The following is a 17081-nucleotide window of genomic DNA, read 5'->3' on the forward strand; positions in this document are numbered from 1 at the left end:
CGATACGGGCATTGTCTTTGGCTTGTGCTCAGACGGCTAGGTTTTCACACAGTCTGGATCCAGCGGCCTGAGCGGGGTTACTTGGTCCAAAGCGGATCGGTGGTGAAGGTGATGGTCAGCCAGCGGTTGGGGCCTTCGCCGCCGATGGCCTCGCCGATTTCGTCGCGCAGCCGGTCCCACTCGTCCAGGGTCTGTGCCGGCCAGCCCTGTGGGACGATGAAGTACAGCTCGATCTGCTGCGCCCGCCCGACCTTGGCGACATAGGCCTCATAGTCAACGAAGCCGTGTTTCGAGACAGTGGCCGCGGCCACCTCGTCGACGTGCTGCTTCAGGTCAGGCGGGGTGACCAGCAGGATGTCCTTGAAGGCCTGGCGAATGGTCAGCAGCGGTATCGGCAGGATGGCCAGGCAGATCAGCGCCAGGACCGCCGGGTCGACATAGGGGCCGATCTGCGCATGGCCACTCGCCGTGGCAACGTCGCCGACGACGAAGGCGATCAACAGCGCCAGGGAGATGCTGCCGGACATCACCCAGGACTTGGCGTCGAGGGCGACGAAGTCCGAGCCGATGCGCCGATTGGCACGGAATTGCACGGCGGCCAGGGCGAAACAGGCCACGGTTGCGACCGCCGCATAGAGCATGGCGAAACCGAACTCCAGCGCGTGACCGCCGCTGAGCAGCCGGCCTATGGCGTTGATCAGCGCGTACAGCGTCACGCCGCACAGCAGCGTGCCGTTGAGCGCCAGGACCATCGGCTCCAGGTGCCAGAAGCCCATGTTGAAGCGCTCGGCCAGGCGCCGGCTGGCGTCGCCTTCGGTAGTGTGGCGGCGGATCAGCGTCGCCACCATCAGCGCCAGGCCGCTCATGCTGGCATCGGCCAGCGAGTAGACGCCGTCGAAGACGATCGAGAAGGAGCCCGAAAGCAGGCCGACGACGATACCGAAACCGGCCAGCAGCACGGTCACGAGGATGGAAAGGCGCAGGATGCCTTGTTCGGTTTTCATTGCAGGGGCTCCTTGCGCCTCCGGGGTCACGTCGCCCGATGCAGGCCTGGCTGGCGCTGGTGGCTTCGCTGGGGGGCGCGACTATAAGCCAGGGCCCAAACCGTGGCTATCGGCGCCCGGGCAATGTCGCTATGCATTGTCGCAAGTGCGCTGGCCGCTATTCGGGGCATGCCCATCCACCCCATGGCAACTCCGCGAGGCATGCCGCTACCGGCCGGAAGCGAAGCCTCGCGGACGCGAACGCCTGGCCCATAATCCTCACGCCACGACCGTCATCACCCCCGAGGAAAGCGCACCATGGCCAAGTACCTGATCTCCTTCCCCAGCGCCGCGATGATCGTGCCCGACGGCGAGCTGGAGGCCGTGGGCCGCGACGCGCGAGCCGTGATCGAAGACGCGAAGGCCGCCGGCGTCTACGTCTTCGCCGGCGGCATCGACGAAGCCGTGCCGCCCCTGCTCGTCTGCGCCGACGGTTCGTTCGCCGAGGGCGGCTACCCCTGGGCCCCCTCGCTCGACGGCGGCTTCACCGTGCTCGAACTGCCCTCTCGCGAGGAGGCCATCGCGTGGGCCGCGCGTATCGCGAAGGCCTGCCGGTGCCAGCAAGAACTTCGCGTCTTCGGGTTTGACCCGCAGTCCTGAGGGGTTGTTGGCTGCTCCAGGCATGGACCGCAGACCCATGCCGCCCACGGATAGTCCCCGGCCGGCGAACCAACATGCGGTGCGCTCGACACCCCGCCCCGCCTTCGCGCAAGCGCCCCCCACTGAACGCCAGCTCCAGCGCAGCAGGTGCCGATCAGCCTGGAGCGGTCCGGGCAGCCCCCCGGCGGGCCGAGACGCAGGGGGCGAAGGCATGCGAGGGATGTGGCGAGCCCGCAACGCTCACCGCGCGCGGGCGTTACAATGGCGCCCCTCCCCGATCCCCCGGATCGGGCACGCCCGGAGCCCGCTGCAGATGTTCACCCTCGTAAACCTGGACACCACCCCGCCCGAAGCCCTGAAGAGCCAGGTGCTGCAGATGGTGGTGGACTACTTCAGCGACATCAGCCCGGTACCGCTGACGCCCAGCAACCCGCTGTACCAGCTGTACCAGTACGTGATCGGCTACGAGGTGCACCTGTATCTGCAGACCATGAACGGCACCCCGGAAAGCCCCGCGCGCCTGATCCTGGCACTGGCTGACGAAGACCCGTCGCAGGTGCTGGGTTTCGCCCTGTACCTGCCGAGCCAGGACGATGCCGAAGCCTGCACCCTCGCCTACCTGGCCGTGCAGGCCAGCCACCGCCGGCACGGCATTGCCCGGGCCCTGTTGCAGCAGATGATCGAGCAGCGCCCGCATGTCGAGCTGGCCTGCGCGGCGAGCAAGGTGCCGGTGTTCGAGTCGCTGGGCTTCCGGGTATTGGCGGCGCAGGGGCCGCACGTGCTGCTGAACACCCGCGAGCACCGCTCGAACGGCATGGTCGCCGTGCAGGACCTGGCGCCGATCTTCCAGTCCAAGGAAGTACGGCAGATCCACGCCTACCTGCTGCAGCAACGCGGCAAGAAGGCCATGAGCGAGGCCGAAGACAAACGCGACCGCCTGCTCGACCAGATGGCCTACCAGGCCCAGGCGCTGGTTAAAGAGCGCTTCCCTACGATTCACTGACGCCCCGGGGGCGAAGCCTGCCGCCCCATCGGCATCCAGCCCAAGCGAAACGCGCTGACGCGCCGTGCCGTTTGACGTTAGGAATCACTAACAAATAGGATTGCGACTCACGCAAGATCCACCCCAAGGCGCGCGTAGCCCGAAGCGCATCGTCGCCGCGCCGGCGCGGTCGGTGGATCGCCGCAAAAACAAGAAGCGATCCTTAAGGCACTCAGAGCCACAACCGAACAGGGTCGAGCCTGCTGCCCGGTCCGCCCCAGCACCCGCGGGCAGGCCGGTTACTGGCCACTGCCCTTCGACGAAGACCGATTCGCCGTGAATGATTTCTCGCAGATCTACCACCACCTGAGCGAACTGGTGATCGAGCCCGTCTCCAACCAGTTCTGCGGCATCTTCGACCTGAACGGTCGCCTCGGCGTGCTCTTTCTCTTCATCTCCTATGCAGTCGCCTACGGCCTGTACCGATCCAGGAAGCAACGCGGGCAGACGGACGCCCCTTCGTTCTGGCAATTCATCGGCGGCAACCGCGTGCACTTCCATCGCTCGGCGTTGCTGGATTACCGCTACTACTTCGTGCGGGCCATCCTGACCGTCGCCTGGGTAGTGCCCATCGCGGGTCTCGTCGATCCCTACATCCTGGAATCGGCCGACTACATCGCCTTCTTCACCCGCCTGTGGGGCGAACGCCCACGCACGGGCGCGGGCCTCTCCCTCTCGCTGCTGTACGGGCTGGGGTTGTTCCTGCTGAACGACCTCAGGAACTACTGGGTCCACCGGGCGTTTCACAGCCGCTGGCTGTGGGCGTTCCACAAGGTGCACCACTCGGCGCCCGTGCTGGTGCCGGTGACGGCGAGTCGCATCCATTTCGTCGAAGACATCGTTGAAAAACTGGTGACGTCCATCACCGTTGGCGCCTACGCGGGGGTCTTCTGGTACCTGTGCGGCGAAGAGGTCAGCCGCTACACCCTGTTCGGCGTGACCTACCTGGTCTTCATCTTCAATGCCTTGGCCTCGAACCTGCGCCACAGCCATGTCTGGCTGTCGTTCGGGCCGATCATCGAGCACGTGCTGAACAGCCCCGCCCAGCACCAGGTGCACCACAGCGACTCCCCCCGGCACTTCAACAAGAACTTCGGCACCAACCTGTCGGTGTGGGACTGGATGTTCGGCACGCTCTACGTCACCAGCCCAACGCCCGAGCACATCCGCTTCGGCGTCGGCGAGCAGCATGAAGACCGCTACCTGACGATTTACAGCCTGATCGCCGCGCCCTTCGTGGAAACGATCCGCAAGCTCCGCCCGGCGAAGGAGCCCAAGGCTGCGCCGACCGAGGCAGCGTCTACGCAGTATTCGTAGCGGGCGACGAGCGAAACGGCAGCCCGCGATGACCCTGAACGTCGCGTCGCCCGCCAGGCAAGCGCTTGTCGCTCACGTCCAGGGTTGGGCAATACCAGGCGCCCTGCATCTGCGCAGCCCTGCTCCCTTCTGTTGTGCAGCCCTGCCAGCAAAGGGCCCGGGAGCAGGACGTTCAACGTGACCAGGAGTCCATGCAGCCGGTGCGCTGCCGATTCATCCAGCGTGGCGATGAACTTCGCGCAGGTCCGCTAGACCAGCACTTGGCGGGTGCTGGCAATCAATTCATGCACCTGGCGTTCGACATGCGCCTCCGTCGGCGTTTCCGGACCGCGACCGCGTGGGCAGGGCAAGCTCGGAGTAGTCCCGAACAGGCGGCAGATCAATGGGCGCTCCTCGTAGACTTCGCAGCCGTTCGCCCCCAGATGCACACAATTCCATTGCGCCAGGGCCGCGTCATGCTCAGCGTCGCTTTTCACGGGGAGTCGCGACACTTCTTCGGACGAGGCGGTCACCGGCCCACAGCAGTCGTGGCAGCCTGGCACGCAGGCGAAAGCCGGAATCTGCCGACGCAAGTGCTCGATCTTTCGACGGGTTGTACAGCTCACTTGATTGGCCAACTCATTTCGTCATTCATCGTTAGCGGAAGCCAGGCGGTGCCTCGACGCGCGCCTTGCGCTCGCCAGGAACTCCCAGGCGCAGCGCTCGTGGCCAAACCGCACCAGGCCGATTCCCGGGCAGACCATCCAGAACCCTTCACCCTGGCCGGTCAGCTGCTCGCGTTTCACTGGCCAGAAAGGCGCATACCAATGGCCGGCAACTCAGATATGGATCTCTGCGCTCTTGATTCCGAGGTCGCGCAGTTCGTGGATCAGGTCATCCAGGTGCGCGAACGACTCGACTTCCTCGTTCTCATCCACCAGGAAAAAGCTTCTCCCGGCGTTCTTCTTGAAGAACACGATCCACTCTTTGGTGTTGGTGGGATTGGCAATCACATGGGTGTCGAAGGATACACCCTCGGCATGCCGGGCCCTCACGTCAGTTCGTCTCATTCATTGCACCCCTCTGCGTCTTGCTACTCGGCGGCCCGGTGGCTGCGGCAACCGGGGACTCACCTCAGCACCGGCCGGCCTTCCTGCTGGAGCCGCCAGCGCCGGGCATCAACCATTATCATTACATGATAATGCAATTCACATTCCGCAGTTGATGAGCCTGAGTTGACTGCGGTACCCGGGCTGCGAATGGGGACGGGGCGATGTTCCTTGCCGGGTCATCCCGGAGGCCTGTTACGAAGAAGCCCGTCACGCACCAGAACAAGGCCATGCGTGCACACCATCGTTACATTCCACCCCAGCCCCCCGCCTTCAGGCAAACCGCCCTCCCCTGATCAATCTCTGCAAAATCAATTACTTGAATCCATTCACAGGCTCGTGGCATGGGTTTTGCCTTTTTGAATTCATGGATAATTGGATCCAAACATCCAAAAGGAGCGACCCCATGCGCCTGGTACCTGCCCCGCGCCAACCCATGAGCGCCGAAGACGAGGCCTACGACTACCTGCTCGAAGCCATCTGCACCGGCCGCTACAAGACCGGCGACCGCCTGGTCGCCGAAGACATCGCCAGCGACATCGGCATGAGCCGCATGCCGGTGCGCGGCGCCTTCAAACGGCTGGACGCCGAGGGCCTGGTTACCCTGCGGCCGAACCGCGGGGCCATCGTCAGCGGCCTGAACATCGAGGAGATGCACGAAGTCTTCGAGATGCGCAGCGCCCTCGAAGGGCTGGCGATCCGCATCGCCGTGCCCAAGCTCACCGAGCGCGACATCGCCCGCCTGGAGCGGATGCTCGACGAAATGGACGACTACCGCGACGACAGCGCCGAATGGGTCAGCCGTCACCGCGCCTTCCACGAATACCTCTGCAGCCTGGCCGGGCGCCCGCGGCTGATGCGCCAGATCACCGCGCTGTACTCGGTGATCGAACCGCACATGCGCCTGTGGCTGCAGCACGTCGACAAGCCCATGAGCGCCCGCGAGGAGCACGCCGTGATCCTCGACGCCCTGCGCTCGGGCGATGCCCGCGAAGCCGAGCGGGTGCTCTGCGAGCACATCGAGGGCACCGTGCCCTCGCTCACCCGGTTCCTCGAAGCAACGGGCGCTTGAGACCCGACCTTCGCCTGTCCCACTGAACTGCCCCGGCAACCTCACCCACTGGAGCTGAACATGTTCGTACGCAGGATTCCGCAGTGCCTTATCGCCCTTTGCCTGGCCGCCCCGCTCGCCCACGCCGACACGGTGAAGATCCCCGACCGTCTGCAGACCGCCGACAAGATGGTGTTCTGCGGCGGCATGGACTCCCCGCCCATGGGCTTCTACGACAGCTCGCAGAAGCTCACCGGGGTCACCGTCGACCTCGGCGAAGCCATCGCCAAGCGGCTGGGCGACAAGAAGATCGAGTGGCGGGTGACGCCCTTCTCGGGGCTGATCCCGGCGCTGCTGGCCAGGCAGTGCGACATGCTGGTCGACCAGCTGTTCGACAAGCCCGAACGGCGCCAGGTGATCGACATGGTCAACTACATGTACTCCAGCCAGGCCGTGGTGGTGACCAAGGGCAATCCCAAGGGGATCCACACCCTGGACGACCTCTCCGGGAAGAAGGTCGCGGTGCTCAACGGCTCGACCATCCGCACCCTGCTCGACGCCCATAACGAGCAATTGAAGAAGGCCGGCAAGGCACCGATGACGGTGGTCGTCTACAACACCGACACCGACGCCTTCCAGGCCCTGCGCATCCAGCAAGCCGACGCCTACGGCACCACCGTGGAGACGGCGGGCTATTACCAGGGCATGGCACCGGACCTCTTCGAGATCGGCGTACCGGCATTCGCACGCATCGGCACCGGCCTGGGCATTCGCAAGGAAGACAAGCAGCTGAGCGAAGCCGTGCAGCAGATCATCAAGGACATGCAGGCCGACGGCAGCTACCACGCGCTGCTCGCCAAGTGGCATATCGAAGGCGACAAACTCGACTGAGGTGACCGGCCATGAACTTCAGTTGGGACGTGTTCTGGCAATACCTGCTCAAGCCGAGCGACATCTACCTGTACGGCCTCTGGCTGACCTGCGTGATCGCTGTCGCCGCCATGCTCCTGGGCTGCGTGCTGGGGCTGCTCGCGGCGTTGATGCGGCTGTCGTCCAACCCGCTGCTGCAATACCCGGTGCGATTCTACGTGTGGCTGATGCGCGGCACGCCGCTGCTGGTGCAGATCGTCTTCCTCTACACGGCGCTGGCCGCCGGCGGGGTGTTCCGCTTCGAGGACCTGAACCTCGGGCTGTTCATCCTGCCCGGCAACATCCAGGCGGCGATCATCGCCCTGGGCCTGAACGAGGGCGCCTACATGGCCGAGATCATCCGCGCCGGCATCGGCGCGGTGGACAAGGGCCAGTACGAGGCCGGGCGTTCCCTGGGCATGACCTTCGCCAAGCTGATGCGGCGCATCGTCCTGCCCCAGGCCTTCCGCGTCATCGTTCCGCCGCTGGGCAACGAGTTCAACGTGATGCTGAAGAACACCACCCTGGTCAGCGTGATCGGCGTGCAGGAACTGCTGCTGAGCACCCAGATGGTCACCTCGGCGACCTTCCGCGTGTTCGAGCTGTACCTGGTGGTGGCCATCTACTTCCTGCTGCTGACCACGCTCTGGGGCTTCTTCCAGCGCTGGCTGGAGACGCGCTTCGGCAAGTCCGAGGGCCACGCCCCGGCGCCTAGCCGGATGTTCGGCCAGCAGGCCATGAAACTGCTGAGGGGGCGTTGAGATGATCCCGACCGCGAAAGACGTGGTGATCCAGGCCCGCGACGTGCACAAGGCCTTCGGCGAACTGGAGATTCTCAAGGGCGTGTCGCTGGACGTACACAAGGGCGAGGTGGTGGTGCTGATCGGCGCCTCCGGCTCGGGCAAGACCACCTTCATCCGCTGCATCAACCTGCTCGAAGACATCCAGGGCGGCAGCATCCGCGTCAACGGCGAGCTGATGGGCTACCGCGAGCGTGCCGACGGCAAGCTCGTGCGCGACTCGGAAAGCAACATCGCCCGGCGCCGCCGCGACATCGGCATGGTGTTCCAGCGCTTCAACCTGTTCCCGCACATGACGGTGCTGGAGAACATCATCGAGGCGCCGGTACAGGTGCTCGGCGTACCGCGCGGCGAAGCCATCGAACTGGCCCGCCGCCTGCTCGCCCGGGTGCGCCTGTCGGACAAGGCCGAGCACTACCCTGCCCAGCTCTCCGGTGGCCAGCAGCAGCGCGTGGCCATCGCCCGCGCCCTGGCGATGAAACCGCAGGCGATGCTCTTCGACGAACCCACCAGCGCGCTCGACCCGGAAACCGTGGGCGAGGTGCTGCAGGTGATGAAGGAGCTGGCCGAGGAAGGCATGACCATGGTGGTCGTCACCCACGAGATGGGCTTCGCCCGCGAAGTGGCGGACCGCGTGGTGGTGCTGCACCAGGGCGAGCTCATCGAAGAAGGTCCGCCAGCCCAGGTGTTCGGCAACCCCCATCATCCGCGCACGCGGGAATTCCTCAGTCGCGTGCTGTGATTCAAGGACTCTCTCCATGCTGAGCTTTTCTGCCCACGAATACCCCTATGCCTCCCAGCGCCAGAGCGTGTTCGCCCGTAACGGCATGGTCGCCACCTCGCAGCCGCTGGCCGCCGAGGCCGGCATCGCCATGCTGCGCGCCGGCGGCAATGCCATCGATGCGGCCATCGCCACGGCTGCGGCGCTGACGGTGGTCGAGCCCACCGGCTGCGCCATCGGCGGCGACGCCTTCGCCCTCGTCTGGATCAAGGACCGACTGCACGGCCTGGACGCCAGCGGTTACGCCCCGGCCTCGCTGTCCATCGACAAGGTGAAGGCCGCGGGCCACGCCACGATGCCGGTGCACGGCTGGCTGCCGGTCACGGTTCCGGGCATTCCCTCGGCCTGGGCCGAGCTGTCCGAACGCTTCGGCAAGCTACCCTTCGCCGACCTGCTGCAACCGGCTATCGCCCTCGCCCGCGACGGCTTCCCGGTGTCGCCAGTTGTCGCCCACCAGTGGCGCATCGCCCAGGCGGAATACCAGGCCAGCCGCGAACGCGAGCCGGTGCTGCAAGCCTGGTTCGACACCTTCCTGATCGACGGCCAAGCGCCCAGGGCCGGCCAACTGTTCCGCAACCCGGCGCAGGCGCGGACGCTCGCCGAACTGGCCGAGACCCGCTGCGAAAGCTTCTATCGCGGCAGCATCGCCCAACGCCTGGCAGCACATTCGGCGGCCACCGGCGGCCAACTGAGCGCAGCGGACCTCGCCGGCTACCGGCCGAAGTGGGTCGAGCCGATCAAGGTCAATTACCGTGGCTACGACGTCTGGGAGATCCCGCCAAGCGGCCAGGGCCTGATCGCCCTGATGACCCTGAAGATCCTCCAGGGCTTCGACTTCGACCAGCGCGACAGCCAGCTCACCTGGCACCGCCAGCTGGAAGCGATGAAGAAGGCCTACGCCGACGGCCTGCACTACATCACCGACCCGGAACACATGCGCGTGGCGGCCAGCACCCTGCTGAGCGACGACTATGCCGCCCGCCGCCGCGCCGAGATCGGCGAGCGCGCCCAGGCCCCACAGCACGGCGACCCGCACGCCAGCGGCACCGTGTACATCGCCACCGCCGACGGCGAAGGCAACATGGTCTCGTTCATCCAGAGCGCCTACCACGGCTTCGGCTCCGGCGTGGTGCTGCCCGACAGCGGCATCGCCCTGCAGAACCGCGGCTCGGAGTTCAGCCTCGACCCGGCCCACGCCAATGCGCTGGCCCCGGGCAAGCAGACCTTCCACACCATCATCCCCGGCTTCCTCAGCAAGGACGGCGTGGCGGTCGGCCCGTTCGGCGTCATGGGTGGCTACATGCAGCCGCAAGGCCACGTGCAGGTGGTGATGAACCTGGTGGACTTCGGCCTCAACCCGCAAGCCGCGCTGGACGCCCCGCGCTGGCAATGGCTGGGCGGGATGAAGGTGGGCATCGAGCAGAGCGCCTCGCGCGACCTGGCCTTCGCCCTCGCCCGCCGCGGCCACGAGGTGGAGATCGCCTGCGACCTGACCGACTACGGTCGCGGCCAGATCATCGTCCGCGACCCGCAAACCGGCGTGCTCTGCGGCGGGACTGAACCACGGGCCGACTCGCACATCGCGGTCTGCTGACAGCTATCGGCCAGGAGCCAACATGCCCCTCAAATCCATTCCGGCCAGCGAACTGGCCATTTCCCCGCTCGTCCTGGGCGGCAACGTGTTCGGCTGGACGATCGACGAGAGCCGCTCGCTGCGCCTGCTCGACACCTTCCTCGATGCCGGACTGAACAGCATCGACACCGCGGACATGTATTCGACGTGGGTGCCAGGCCACAGCGGCGGCGAGTCCGAACGCATCATCGGCAAGTGGCTCGCCTCCCGGCCCGGGCAGCGCGACCGCATTACCTTATTCACCAAGGTAGGCGCCGAGCTCTCGCCGACCCGCAAGGGACTCTCGCGACGCTGGATACTGCAGGCGGCGGAGGATTCGCTGCGACGCCTGCAGACCGACTACATCGACCTCTACTTCTCGCACTACCCGGACCCGCAGACGCCGCACGAGGAAACCCTGCGCGCCTACGAGGACCTGGTCACCGCCGGCAAGGTCCGCGCCATCGGCGCCTCCAACTTCAGCCCGGCCCAGTTGCAGGCGGCCAGGGCGACCGCCGACGAACTGGACCTGCCGCCCTACTCGGCGCTGCAGGTGGAATACAACCTCTACGACCGCGCGGGGTTCGAGTCCGAAAGCCTGCCAATCGCCATCCAGCAAGGCTGCGCGGTGGTGACTTATTTCAGCCTCGCCTCCGGCTTCCTCTCGGGGAAGTACCGTCGCTTGGCCGACCTCGGCGACAGCGCCCGCCGCGAAGACCTGGAGAAGTACTTCGACGCGCGCGGCATGCGCATCCTGGCCGCCCTCGACCAGGTCGCCGAAAGCCACGGCATCGCCCCCTCGGAAGCCGCGCTGGCCTGGCTACGCCAGCAGCCGGGAATCACCGCCCCCATCGCCAGCGCCACCAGCGAAACCCAGATGGCCAGCCTGATCCGCGCCAGCACCTTGCAGCTCGATAGCGAAAGCCTGGCACTCCTGAACGGCGCCAGCCGCGCCACAACGGCGTAGAGAAGGCGCTCCGTGCTGGGCGAGCCGGCCAGCGCTCAGCACGGTTTTTCCCACCGGGAATGGAGAATGATGTTGCACAGGTCCACCCGCTCGAAGGTGGGATCCCGGTGGGCGAGGAAGTCGTCGTTGAAGGTGCCGAAGGTGCTCGCGGGGCGGTGCTTCATGCCCTGGTAGAAGGTGTCGATCATCCGGTTGGCGAAATCGCGCTCGCGGGGATAGTCCGCCAGCACCAGGCTCCTTTCTTCATCGGTGAACTGTTCGAATCCCCGCCCGGCCACGTCCATGCCCGCCCCCGCCTGCAGCAGGGCGATTTCGGCATGCATGTGCTCCGCAATCCCCGGCGTGGTATGCAGCGCGACGGCATTCCAGACCTTGTCGATGTCGGATTCGCTGATGCGATGGCTGCGCAGGAAATCGCGTGCGGCGTTCGCCCCATCCACCTCGAAGCGCAGCTGGCTGTCGCGATAGAGCGCCGTGAGGCCGATGTCGTGGAACATGGCGGCGACATAGAGCAGTTCGGGGTCGAAGGTCAGGCCCCGTCGCTCGCCGAGCAACGCGCCCCACAGATAGACGCGCGTGGAATGCGCGAACAGCAGTTCGCTGCAGGTGTCCCGGATGAGCTGCCTGACCTCGCGTGCCAACTGGCTGTCCGGCAGCGCAGCGCCGCGCGTGGTTTTCGTTTGCATGGTCACTACCTCCTTCGTCTGGTTCATCTACCTGCTTACCCCGACGTTGCCGAGGGAGCGGGCAACGCCGGGGGCGTTCATCTCCCGGGCGGCCCGCTCAACCCTTCCAGGCCGATGCGCGGATCACGCTGCAGAAGTTGCCTCGATGGAAATGCGGCTCCTTGTCGCAAATCACATCGGCCTTGACGTTGCCGAAGGTGGTCTCGGGCTTGTGCCGGATACCGTCGTAGAAGGCCTGGATGATGTCCTCCTTGAACTGCTCGGTACGCGGATGCTCGTGCACCACGGCTTCGCGGTCGGCCTCGGCGAAGCTGTGGTAGCGGATGCCGAGCACATCCATCTCCACGCCTGCCGTCACCAGCGCGATCTCCGGCGCCATGAACTCGGGAATGCCCGGCGTCGTGTGCAGGGCGATGGCGGTCCAGACCTTCTCCACCTCGCGTTCGCCGATGCCGCGACTGCGCAGGAAGTCCGCGGCCGCATTGGCGCCATCCACCTCGAAGCGCTTGTCATGGCTGCTGTGCGCAGCGGTCAGCCCCATGTCGTGGAACATGGCGCCGGCGTAAAGCAGTTCCGCGTCGTAGCGCAGCCCGCGATGCCGGCCCGCCAGCGCCGCCCAGTAGTAGACGCGGCTGGAGTGGTGGAACAGCAAAGGCGATTCGGTATCGCGCACCAGCTCGGTGATTTCGCGGGCCAGCTTGCTGTCGGGAATGGCGATGTCGCCGAGTGTGAGGCTCATGGTCGACTCCTGTTCGGTGGGGGTTGTGTCGAGTCTATGAGCCGCCGCACAATGTCCTCAATCGTATTAATACGACGAATCGAGCCATCCACGAACATTCCGGACACCCGCCATGCCTACCGCACGCAACATCGGCCTTCTGGCCATCGAAGGCTTCCAGTTGCTGGACATATCCGGCCCGCTCGACGTCTTCGCCGAAGCCAACGTGCAAGCCGGCGCCGAGATCTACCGCCTGCAGGTGGTAGCGCTGCGCCACGGTCCGCTGCGGGCGTCGTCGGGCGCCAGGCTGCTGCCGGACATCGTGATCGAGGACGATCCCCAAGCGACGAGCCTGCCCAGGTTCAACACGCTGCTGGTCGCCGGCGCGCCGCACGTGGGCGACGCGCCCGCCGAGCCGCGGGTGCTCGACTGGATACGTCGCACGGCGCCCCTGGCCCGCCGCTTCGGCTCCGTCTGCAGCGGAGCCTACCTCCTGGCCGAGGCCGGCCTGCTCGATGGCCGGCGCATCACCACGCACTGGGCGGTGGCCGATCCACTGGCCAGGCGCTATCCGCAGGTGACGGTGGATGCCGATGCGATCCACGTGCGCGACGGCAAGCTGCGCACGGCAGCGGGCGTCACCGCCGGCATGGACCTGGCACTGGCCCTGGTCGAGGAAGACCTGGGCCGCGACATCGCCCTGAAGGTCGCCAGCCAGCTGGTGATGTACTTCAAACGCCCCGGCGGCCAGGCGCAGTTCAGCCGCCGCGAAGCGCCCGCGGCGGCGAATCGCTCGGCATTGCAGGAGCTGCAGCGCTGGGTCGCGGCACATCCGGCGCAACCCCACGATGTGCGGAGCCTGGCGGCGCGCATCGGCGTCAGCCCAAGGCACCTGTCGCGTCTGTTTCGCGACGAAGTGGGCTTAACGCCTGCCAGCTGGGTTGAGGCCGCGCGGGTGTCGGCGGCGAGGCTCCTGCTCGAGGAGGGAAACATCGTGCCCAAGCAGGTGGCGGCGGAATGCGGCTTCTCCAGCGTCGACACGTTGCGGCGGGCGTTCATGCGCGTCGTGGGGGTGACGCCGGCGGAGTATCGCAAGCGTCACGCAACGGTGCTGGAGTGAGACAGGATGCCCTGTCCGGTATTCATTGCGGGGCTGCTGGCGCCTACGTGGTCGCGTTACGCAAGGCAGGCCTGGCCGGCGCTGGCGGCTTCGCTGGGGGCGCGACCATTAGCCAGGGCCATCGGCGCCAGGGCAAAGTCGCTGCGCATGGCCGCAAGAGCATGGGTGGTTCCCGGGCGAGTCCATAACAGCACCAGGCCAGCCCTTCGCGGCATACCGCCATGGTCTGTTGCGTCAACCGGTTGAATCCATGGCCCGCCTTCCCCCCAGGAGGCTGGCGATGCTCCAGCCAGAGGCGCCAGGCGAGCTAGACAGCGCGGATGGCAAACACCTGCACTTCCACCTGGTAGCCCTCCCCCAGATCGGCGCCGACGCAGGCGCGAGCGGGCTTCGGATAGCCCTGCAGCCAGGCGTCGTAGATGGCGTTGACCTGATCGAAGTGGGCGTAATCGGCCAGCCAGATCTGCACCCGGGTCAGTTGCTCCTTGCCGACACCCGCCTCGGCCATCAACCCGTCGATGGTTGCCAGGACCTCCCGGAGCTGCCCCTGCACATCCTGGCTCGTATCCTCCGCCGCCACGCCGGCGGTCTCGAAAAAGGGCCCGAAGGCCACCGCCAGGGACATCCTGGCGCCTTCTGCATAACGCGTGATCATCGCTTGCTCCCTGTCGATGCGCTGAAAAAACACCGGGTGGCGCGGCGAGCGGACCCACCCGGTGAAAATGACGGCCGTGAAGGTCGTCAGCCGAACTCAATCGAGCTGGTTGATGCACACCACCTTCGGCTGGGTCATGTCCTCGTAGGCGAAGCGCACGCCTTCGCGGCCGAGGCTGCCGTACTTGGAGCCGCCAAAAGGCATGGCATCGAAGCGGTAGTCGGAGGAGTCGTTGACCATCACCCCGCCGGCCTCGATGCGCCGGGCCAGCGACAGCGCCAGGGACAGGTCGCGGGTGAACAGGCCGGCGTGCAGGCTGTACTCCGGCGCATTGGCCGCCGCCACCGCCTGCTCCAGGTCGTCGAACGGCTCCAGCATGACCACCGGGGCGAAGGCCTCCTCGCGCCAGAGGCGACTGTCGTGGCCGACATTCTCCAGCACCGTGGGCGCGTAGAGCGCGCCCTGGCGCTTGTGCCCGCACAGCAGGCGCGCGCCCTCGACCAGCGCCTCGCTCACCAGCTGCTCGGTCCGCCGCGCGGACGCCTCGGTGATCATCGGGCCGATATCGGTCTCGCGCCGCCCCGGATCGCCGAGCACCATGGCGCGGGTCAGTTCGACGAAGCGCTCGCGGAACTGCTCGTAGATCGACGCCTGGACCAGGATGCGCTGGGTGCCGATGCAGTTCTGCCCGGCCGCCCAGAAGGCGCCCGATACACAGGACTCGACGGCGGCGCCCAGGTCGCAGTCCTCCAGCACCAGGACCGGGGCGTTGCCGCCCAGGTCCATGGCGAGCTTCTTCAGGCCGGCGCCCCGTGCGATCTGCTCGCCGGTGGCGAAACCGCCGGTGAAGGAAATCATGCGCACCTCGCGCACCGCCACCAGCGCCCGGCCAAGGTCGGCGCCCCCCGTCGCGACGGTCACCACCGATTCCGGCAGGCCGGCTTCCACCAGGTACTGGACCAGCTTGAGCGCGGACAGCGGCGCCAGCTCCGAAGGCTTGAGGATGACCGAGTTGCCGCCGGCGATGGCCGGGCCCAGCTTGTGGGCGACCAGGTTCAGCGGGTCGTTGTAGGGCGTGATGGCGAGGATCAGCCCCAGCGGGTCGCGGGTGAACCAGCCATGGCGCGATTCCGAGCCCTCATAGGCGTCGAAGGGCACGACCTCGCCGGCATTGCGCCGCGCTTCCTCGGCGGAAAGCTTCAGCGTGTTGATGCAGCGCTTCACTTCCTTTTCCGCCTGGCGCAGGGTCTTGCCCGCCTCGTCGACGATCAGCCCGGCGAAATCGGCGGCATCGCGTTCGATGAGCTGCGCGGTGCGCTCGAGGATGCTCGCGCGGCGGTGCCGTGGCAGTGCCGCGCTTTCACGCACGCCCTGGCGGGCGATGGCGAGCAGGCCCGGGACGTCCTGCGGGCCAAGGCAAGGCACGCTGCCGACCAGGCTGCCGTCGAAGGGGCTGAACACGTCGATCTGGGTGGGCTGCGGGGTCGCGGCCAGGGATGCGGTAGTCGGGCTCATGGGCTTCGTTCCTCAGGCCTTGTGGCGGGATGCGTGGATGGCAACGATGTCCGAGAGCAGCGCGAAGGCCGTCTCGATGCGTCCGGCGCCCGGTCCGGAAACGGTCACTGCGCCCAGCAGCGCGGTCTCGAAGGACACCGCATTGGTGGCGCCGGAAATGCCGATCAGCGGGTGCCAGCTCGGCAGCAGGCGGGCCTCGACGCTGGCGCGCACCGAACCGTCGTCCTCGCGGCGGGCCGAACCGATCAGCTTCCAGCGCGCGCCCGAGTCACGCACCCGCTCGATGTCGGCGGAGCTGATGCCACGGATGCCGTTGCAGGCGACGTCGCTGACCTGCAGGTGCGCATCGAGCAGTTCATTGGCCAGGATGACGACCTTCAGGCGCACGTCATAACCATCCACGTCGGCGCTCGGATCGGCCTCGGCGTAGCCCAGTTCCTGGGCCTTGGCCACCGCCTCGTCGAAGCTCAGGCCCTCCTCCATGCGCGTCAGCACGTAGTTGGAGGTGCCGTTGAGGATGCCTTCGAAGCCACGCACCTCGGCACCGGCCAGGGTCTTGTTCGCCAGGCGCAGGACGGGGGTGCCGCTCATCACCGAGCCTTCGTACTCGAAGGCCACGCCGTTGGCCTTGGCCAGTTGCTTGAGCTCGGCGCCATGCAGGGCGATCGGCCCCTTGTTGGTGGTGACCACGTGCTTGCCGGCCTCCAGGGCCCAGCGGCAGAAGGTCGCCGCCGGCTCGCCGTCCACCGGGTTGGTGAAGGTCGCTTCGGCGACGATGTCGGCGCCGGACTGCTTGATCACCGCTTCGTTGAAGGCTTCGGCGGAGCCGCCGGGCAGTTGCGCGAAGGCGCCCTTGGCCGCCGGCAGGCTGGCCAGGGTCGAGGCGTCCAGGCCGTTGCGGTCGATGATCGAGCCCAGGAACAGGTCGGTGACGCCGACGATGCTCAGGCTGAAGCCCAGCTCGGCCTGCCAGGTGGCGTTGCGCTCGGCGATCAGTTGGGCCAGGCCACGGTTCACACCACCAAAGCCAACGAGGGCGATCTTGTATTCGGTCATGGTTTGCCTTCCTCCAGGCTGTTGTTCGATGGAGCTCAGCCTAGGGTTCGGGCCATGGCAGTTGAATAGGTCAAAACGCTGTATTTGTTGGGCGTTTTGCCCAGTCCCGGGCAGCCCGCGC

At 66.5% G+C, this 17081-nt stretch carries 18 protein-coding genes; 10 read left to right on the plus strand and 8 right to left on the minus strand.

Annotated elements, in window-relative coordinates; translation table 11 throughout:
- Nucleotides 1–77: 77 nt before the first annotated feature.
- Nucleotides 78–1004 carry a cation diffusion facilitator family transporter gene (locus ACA097_RS01550; RefSeq protein ID WP_371368054.1) on the minus strand — a complete coding sequence of 309 codons (927 nt, stop codon included), beginning with the start codon at nucleotides 1002–1004 and terminating at the stop codon, nucleotides 78–80.
- Between the two features lie 297 nt (nucleotides 1005–1301).
- Between ACA097_RS01550 and ACA097_RS01555 the strand changes: the two genes are divergently transcribed.
- The 3 genes from ACA097_RS01555 (at nucleotide 1302) to ACA097_RS01565 (ending at nucleotide 4002) form a co-directional block, all read left to right on the plus strand.
- Nucleotides 1302–1643, plus strand: a complete 342-nt coding sequence (locus ACA097_RS01555) for a YciI family protein (RefSeq protein WP_160286754.1) — start codon at nucleotides 1302–1304, stop codon at nucleotides 1641–1643.
- A 313-nt stretch (nucleotides 1644–1956) separates the two neighbouring features.
- Nucleotides 1957–2646: a GNAT family N-acetyltransferase gene (locus ACA097_RS01560; protein ID WP_371368057.1), complete on the plus strand. Its 690-nt coding sequence runs from the start codon at nucleotides 1957–1959 to the stop codon at nucleotides 2644–2646.
- A gap of 315 nt (nucleotides 2647–2961) precedes the next feature.
- Nucleotides 2962–4002 (plus strand): sterol desaturase family protein, encoded by a 1041-nt coding sequence (locus ACA097_RS01565; protein ID WP_371368059.1) that lies wholly within the window; start codon nucleotides 2962–2964, stop codon nucleotides 4000–4002.
- 248 nt (nucleotides 4003–4250) lie between these two features.
- Here ACA097_RS01565 and ACA097_RS01570 read toward each other — a convergent pair whose 3' ends face one another.
- Both ACA097_RS01570 and ACA097_RS01575 read right to left on the minus strand, forming a co-directional pair.
- The gene (locus ACA097_RS01570) at nucleotides 4251–4607 is read right to left on the minus strand and encodes a YkgJ family cysteine cluster protein (protein WP_084166789.1); all 357 of its coding nucleotides are present in this window, start codon (nucleotides 4605–4607) and stop codon (nucleotides 4251–4253) included.
- A gap of 213 nt (nucleotides 4608–4820) precedes the next feature.
- The gene (locus ACA097_RS01575; RefSeq protein ID WP_043251741.1) at nucleotides 4821–5051 is read right to left on the minus strand and encodes a hypothetical protein; all 231 of its coding nucleotides are present in this window, start codon (nucleotides 5049–5051) and stop codon (nucleotides 4821–4823) included.
- 445 nt (nucleotides 5052–5496) lie between these two features.
- On the opposite strand from ACA097_RS01575, the gene ACA097_RS01580 reads away from it, so the two are divergent.
- From ACA097_RS01580 to ACA097_RS01605, 6 genes are read left to right on the plus strand one after another with little or no spacing between them, the layout of a single operon-like run.
- The gene (locus tag ACA097_RS01580; RefSeq protein WP_160286752.1) at nucleotides 5497–6162 is read left to right on the plus strand and encodes a GntR family transcriptional regulator; all 666 of its coding nucleotides are present in this window, start codon (nucleotides 5497–5499) and stop codon (nucleotides 6160–6162) included.
- Nucleotides 6163–6222: 60 nt separating this feature from the next.
- Nucleotides 6223–7032 (plus strand): ABC transporter substrate-binding protein, encoded by an 810-nt coding sequence (locus tag ACA097_RS01585; RefSeq protein ID WP_160286751.1) that lies wholly within the window; start codon nucleotides 6223–6225, stop codon nucleotides 7030–7032.
- Nucleotides 7033–7043: 11 nt separating this feature from the next.
- Nucleotides 7044–7811, plus strand: a complete 768-nt coding sequence (locus ACA097_RS01590) for an amino acid ABC transporter permease (protein ID WP_371368062.1) — start codon at nucleotides 7044–7046, stop codon at nucleotides 7809–7811.
- A gap of 1 nt (nucleotide 7812) precedes the next feature.
- Nucleotides 7813–8592 carry an amino acid ABC transporter ATP-binding protein gene (locus tag ACA097_RS01595; RefSeq protein ID WP_371368064.1) on the plus strand — a complete coding sequence of 260 codons (780 nt, stop codon included), beginning with the start codon at nucleotides 7813–7815 and terminating at the stop codon, nucleotides 8590–8592.
- 16 nt (nucleotides 8593–8608) lie between these two features.
- Nucleotides 8609–10225 (plus strand): gamma-glutamyltransferase family protein, encoded by a 1617-nt coding sequence (locus tag ACA097_RS01600; protein ID WP_371368066.1) that lies wholly within the window; start codon nucleotides 8609–8611, stop codon nucleotides 10223–10225.
- Between the two features lie 22 nt (nucleotides 10226–10247).
- On the plus strand, nucleotides 10248–11210 hold the full coding sequence (locus tag ACA097_RS01605) for an aldo/keto reductase (protein ID WP_371368068.1): 963 nt from the start codon (nucleotides 10248–10250) through the stop codon (nucleotides 11208–11210).
- A gap of 35 nt (nucleotides 11211–11245) precedes the next feature.
- On the opposite strand, the gene ACA097_RS01610 is transcribed toward ACA097_RS01605, so the two are convergent.
- The gene (locus ACA097_RS01610; protein WP_371368070.1) at nucleotides 11246–11896 is read right to left on the minus strand and encodes an HD domain-containing protein; all 651 of its coding nucleotides are present in this window, start codon (nucleotides 11894–11896) and stop codon (nucleotides 11246–11248) included.
- 97 nt (nucleotides 11897–11993) lie between these two features.
- Complete coding sequence (locus ACA097_RS01615; RefSeq protein ID WP_160286745.1) at nucleotides 11994–12635, minus strand: HD domain-containing protein; 642 nt, start codon at nucleotides 12633–12635, stop codon at nucleotides 11994–11996.
- 112 nt (nucleotides 12636–12747) lie between these two features.
- Here ACA097_RS01615 and ACA097_RS01620 point away from each other — a divergent pair, with 112 nt between their 5' ends.
- Nucleotides 12748–13734, plus strand: coding sequence for a GlxA family transcriptional regulator (locus ACA097_RS01620; RefSeq protein WP_371368072.1), 987 nt, complete (start codon nucleotides 12748–12750; stop codon nucleotides 13732–13734).
- Nucleotides 13735–14041: 307 nt separating this feature from the next.
- Here the strand turns inward: ACA097_RS01620 and ACA097_RS01625 are convergent, their stop codons facing one another.
- The 3 genes from ACA097_RS01625 to ACA097_RS01635 form a co-directional block, all read right to left on the minus strand.
- Nucleotides 14042–14389, minus strand: coding sequence for a RidA family protein (locus tag ACA097_RS01625; protein ID WP_236658372.1), 348 nt, complete (start codon nucleotides 14387–14389; stop codon nucleotides 14042–14044).
- A 96-nt stretch (nucleotides 14390–14485) separates the two neighbouring features.
- Nucleotides 14486–15904, minus strand: coding sequence for an aldehyde dehydrogenase family protein (locus tag ACA097_RS01630; protein WP_043251725.1), 1419 nt, complete (start codon nucleotides 15902–15904; stop codon nucleotides 14486–14488).
- 12 nt (nucleotides 15905–15916) lie between these two features.
- Nucleotides 15917–16960: a homoserine dehydrogenase gene (locus ACA097_RS01635; protein WP_043251724.1), complete on the minus strand. Its 1044-nt coding sequence runs from the start codon at nucleotides 16958–16960 to the stop codon at nucleotides 15917–15919.
- Between the last annotated feature and the right edge of the window lie 121 nt (nucleotides 16961–17081).

The organism is Pseudomonas sp. QL9 (genome assembly GCF_041409665.1).
GTDB lineage: Bacteria > Pseudomonadota > Gammaproteobacteria > Pseudomonadales > Pseudomonadaceae > Pseudomonas > Pseudomonas knackmussii.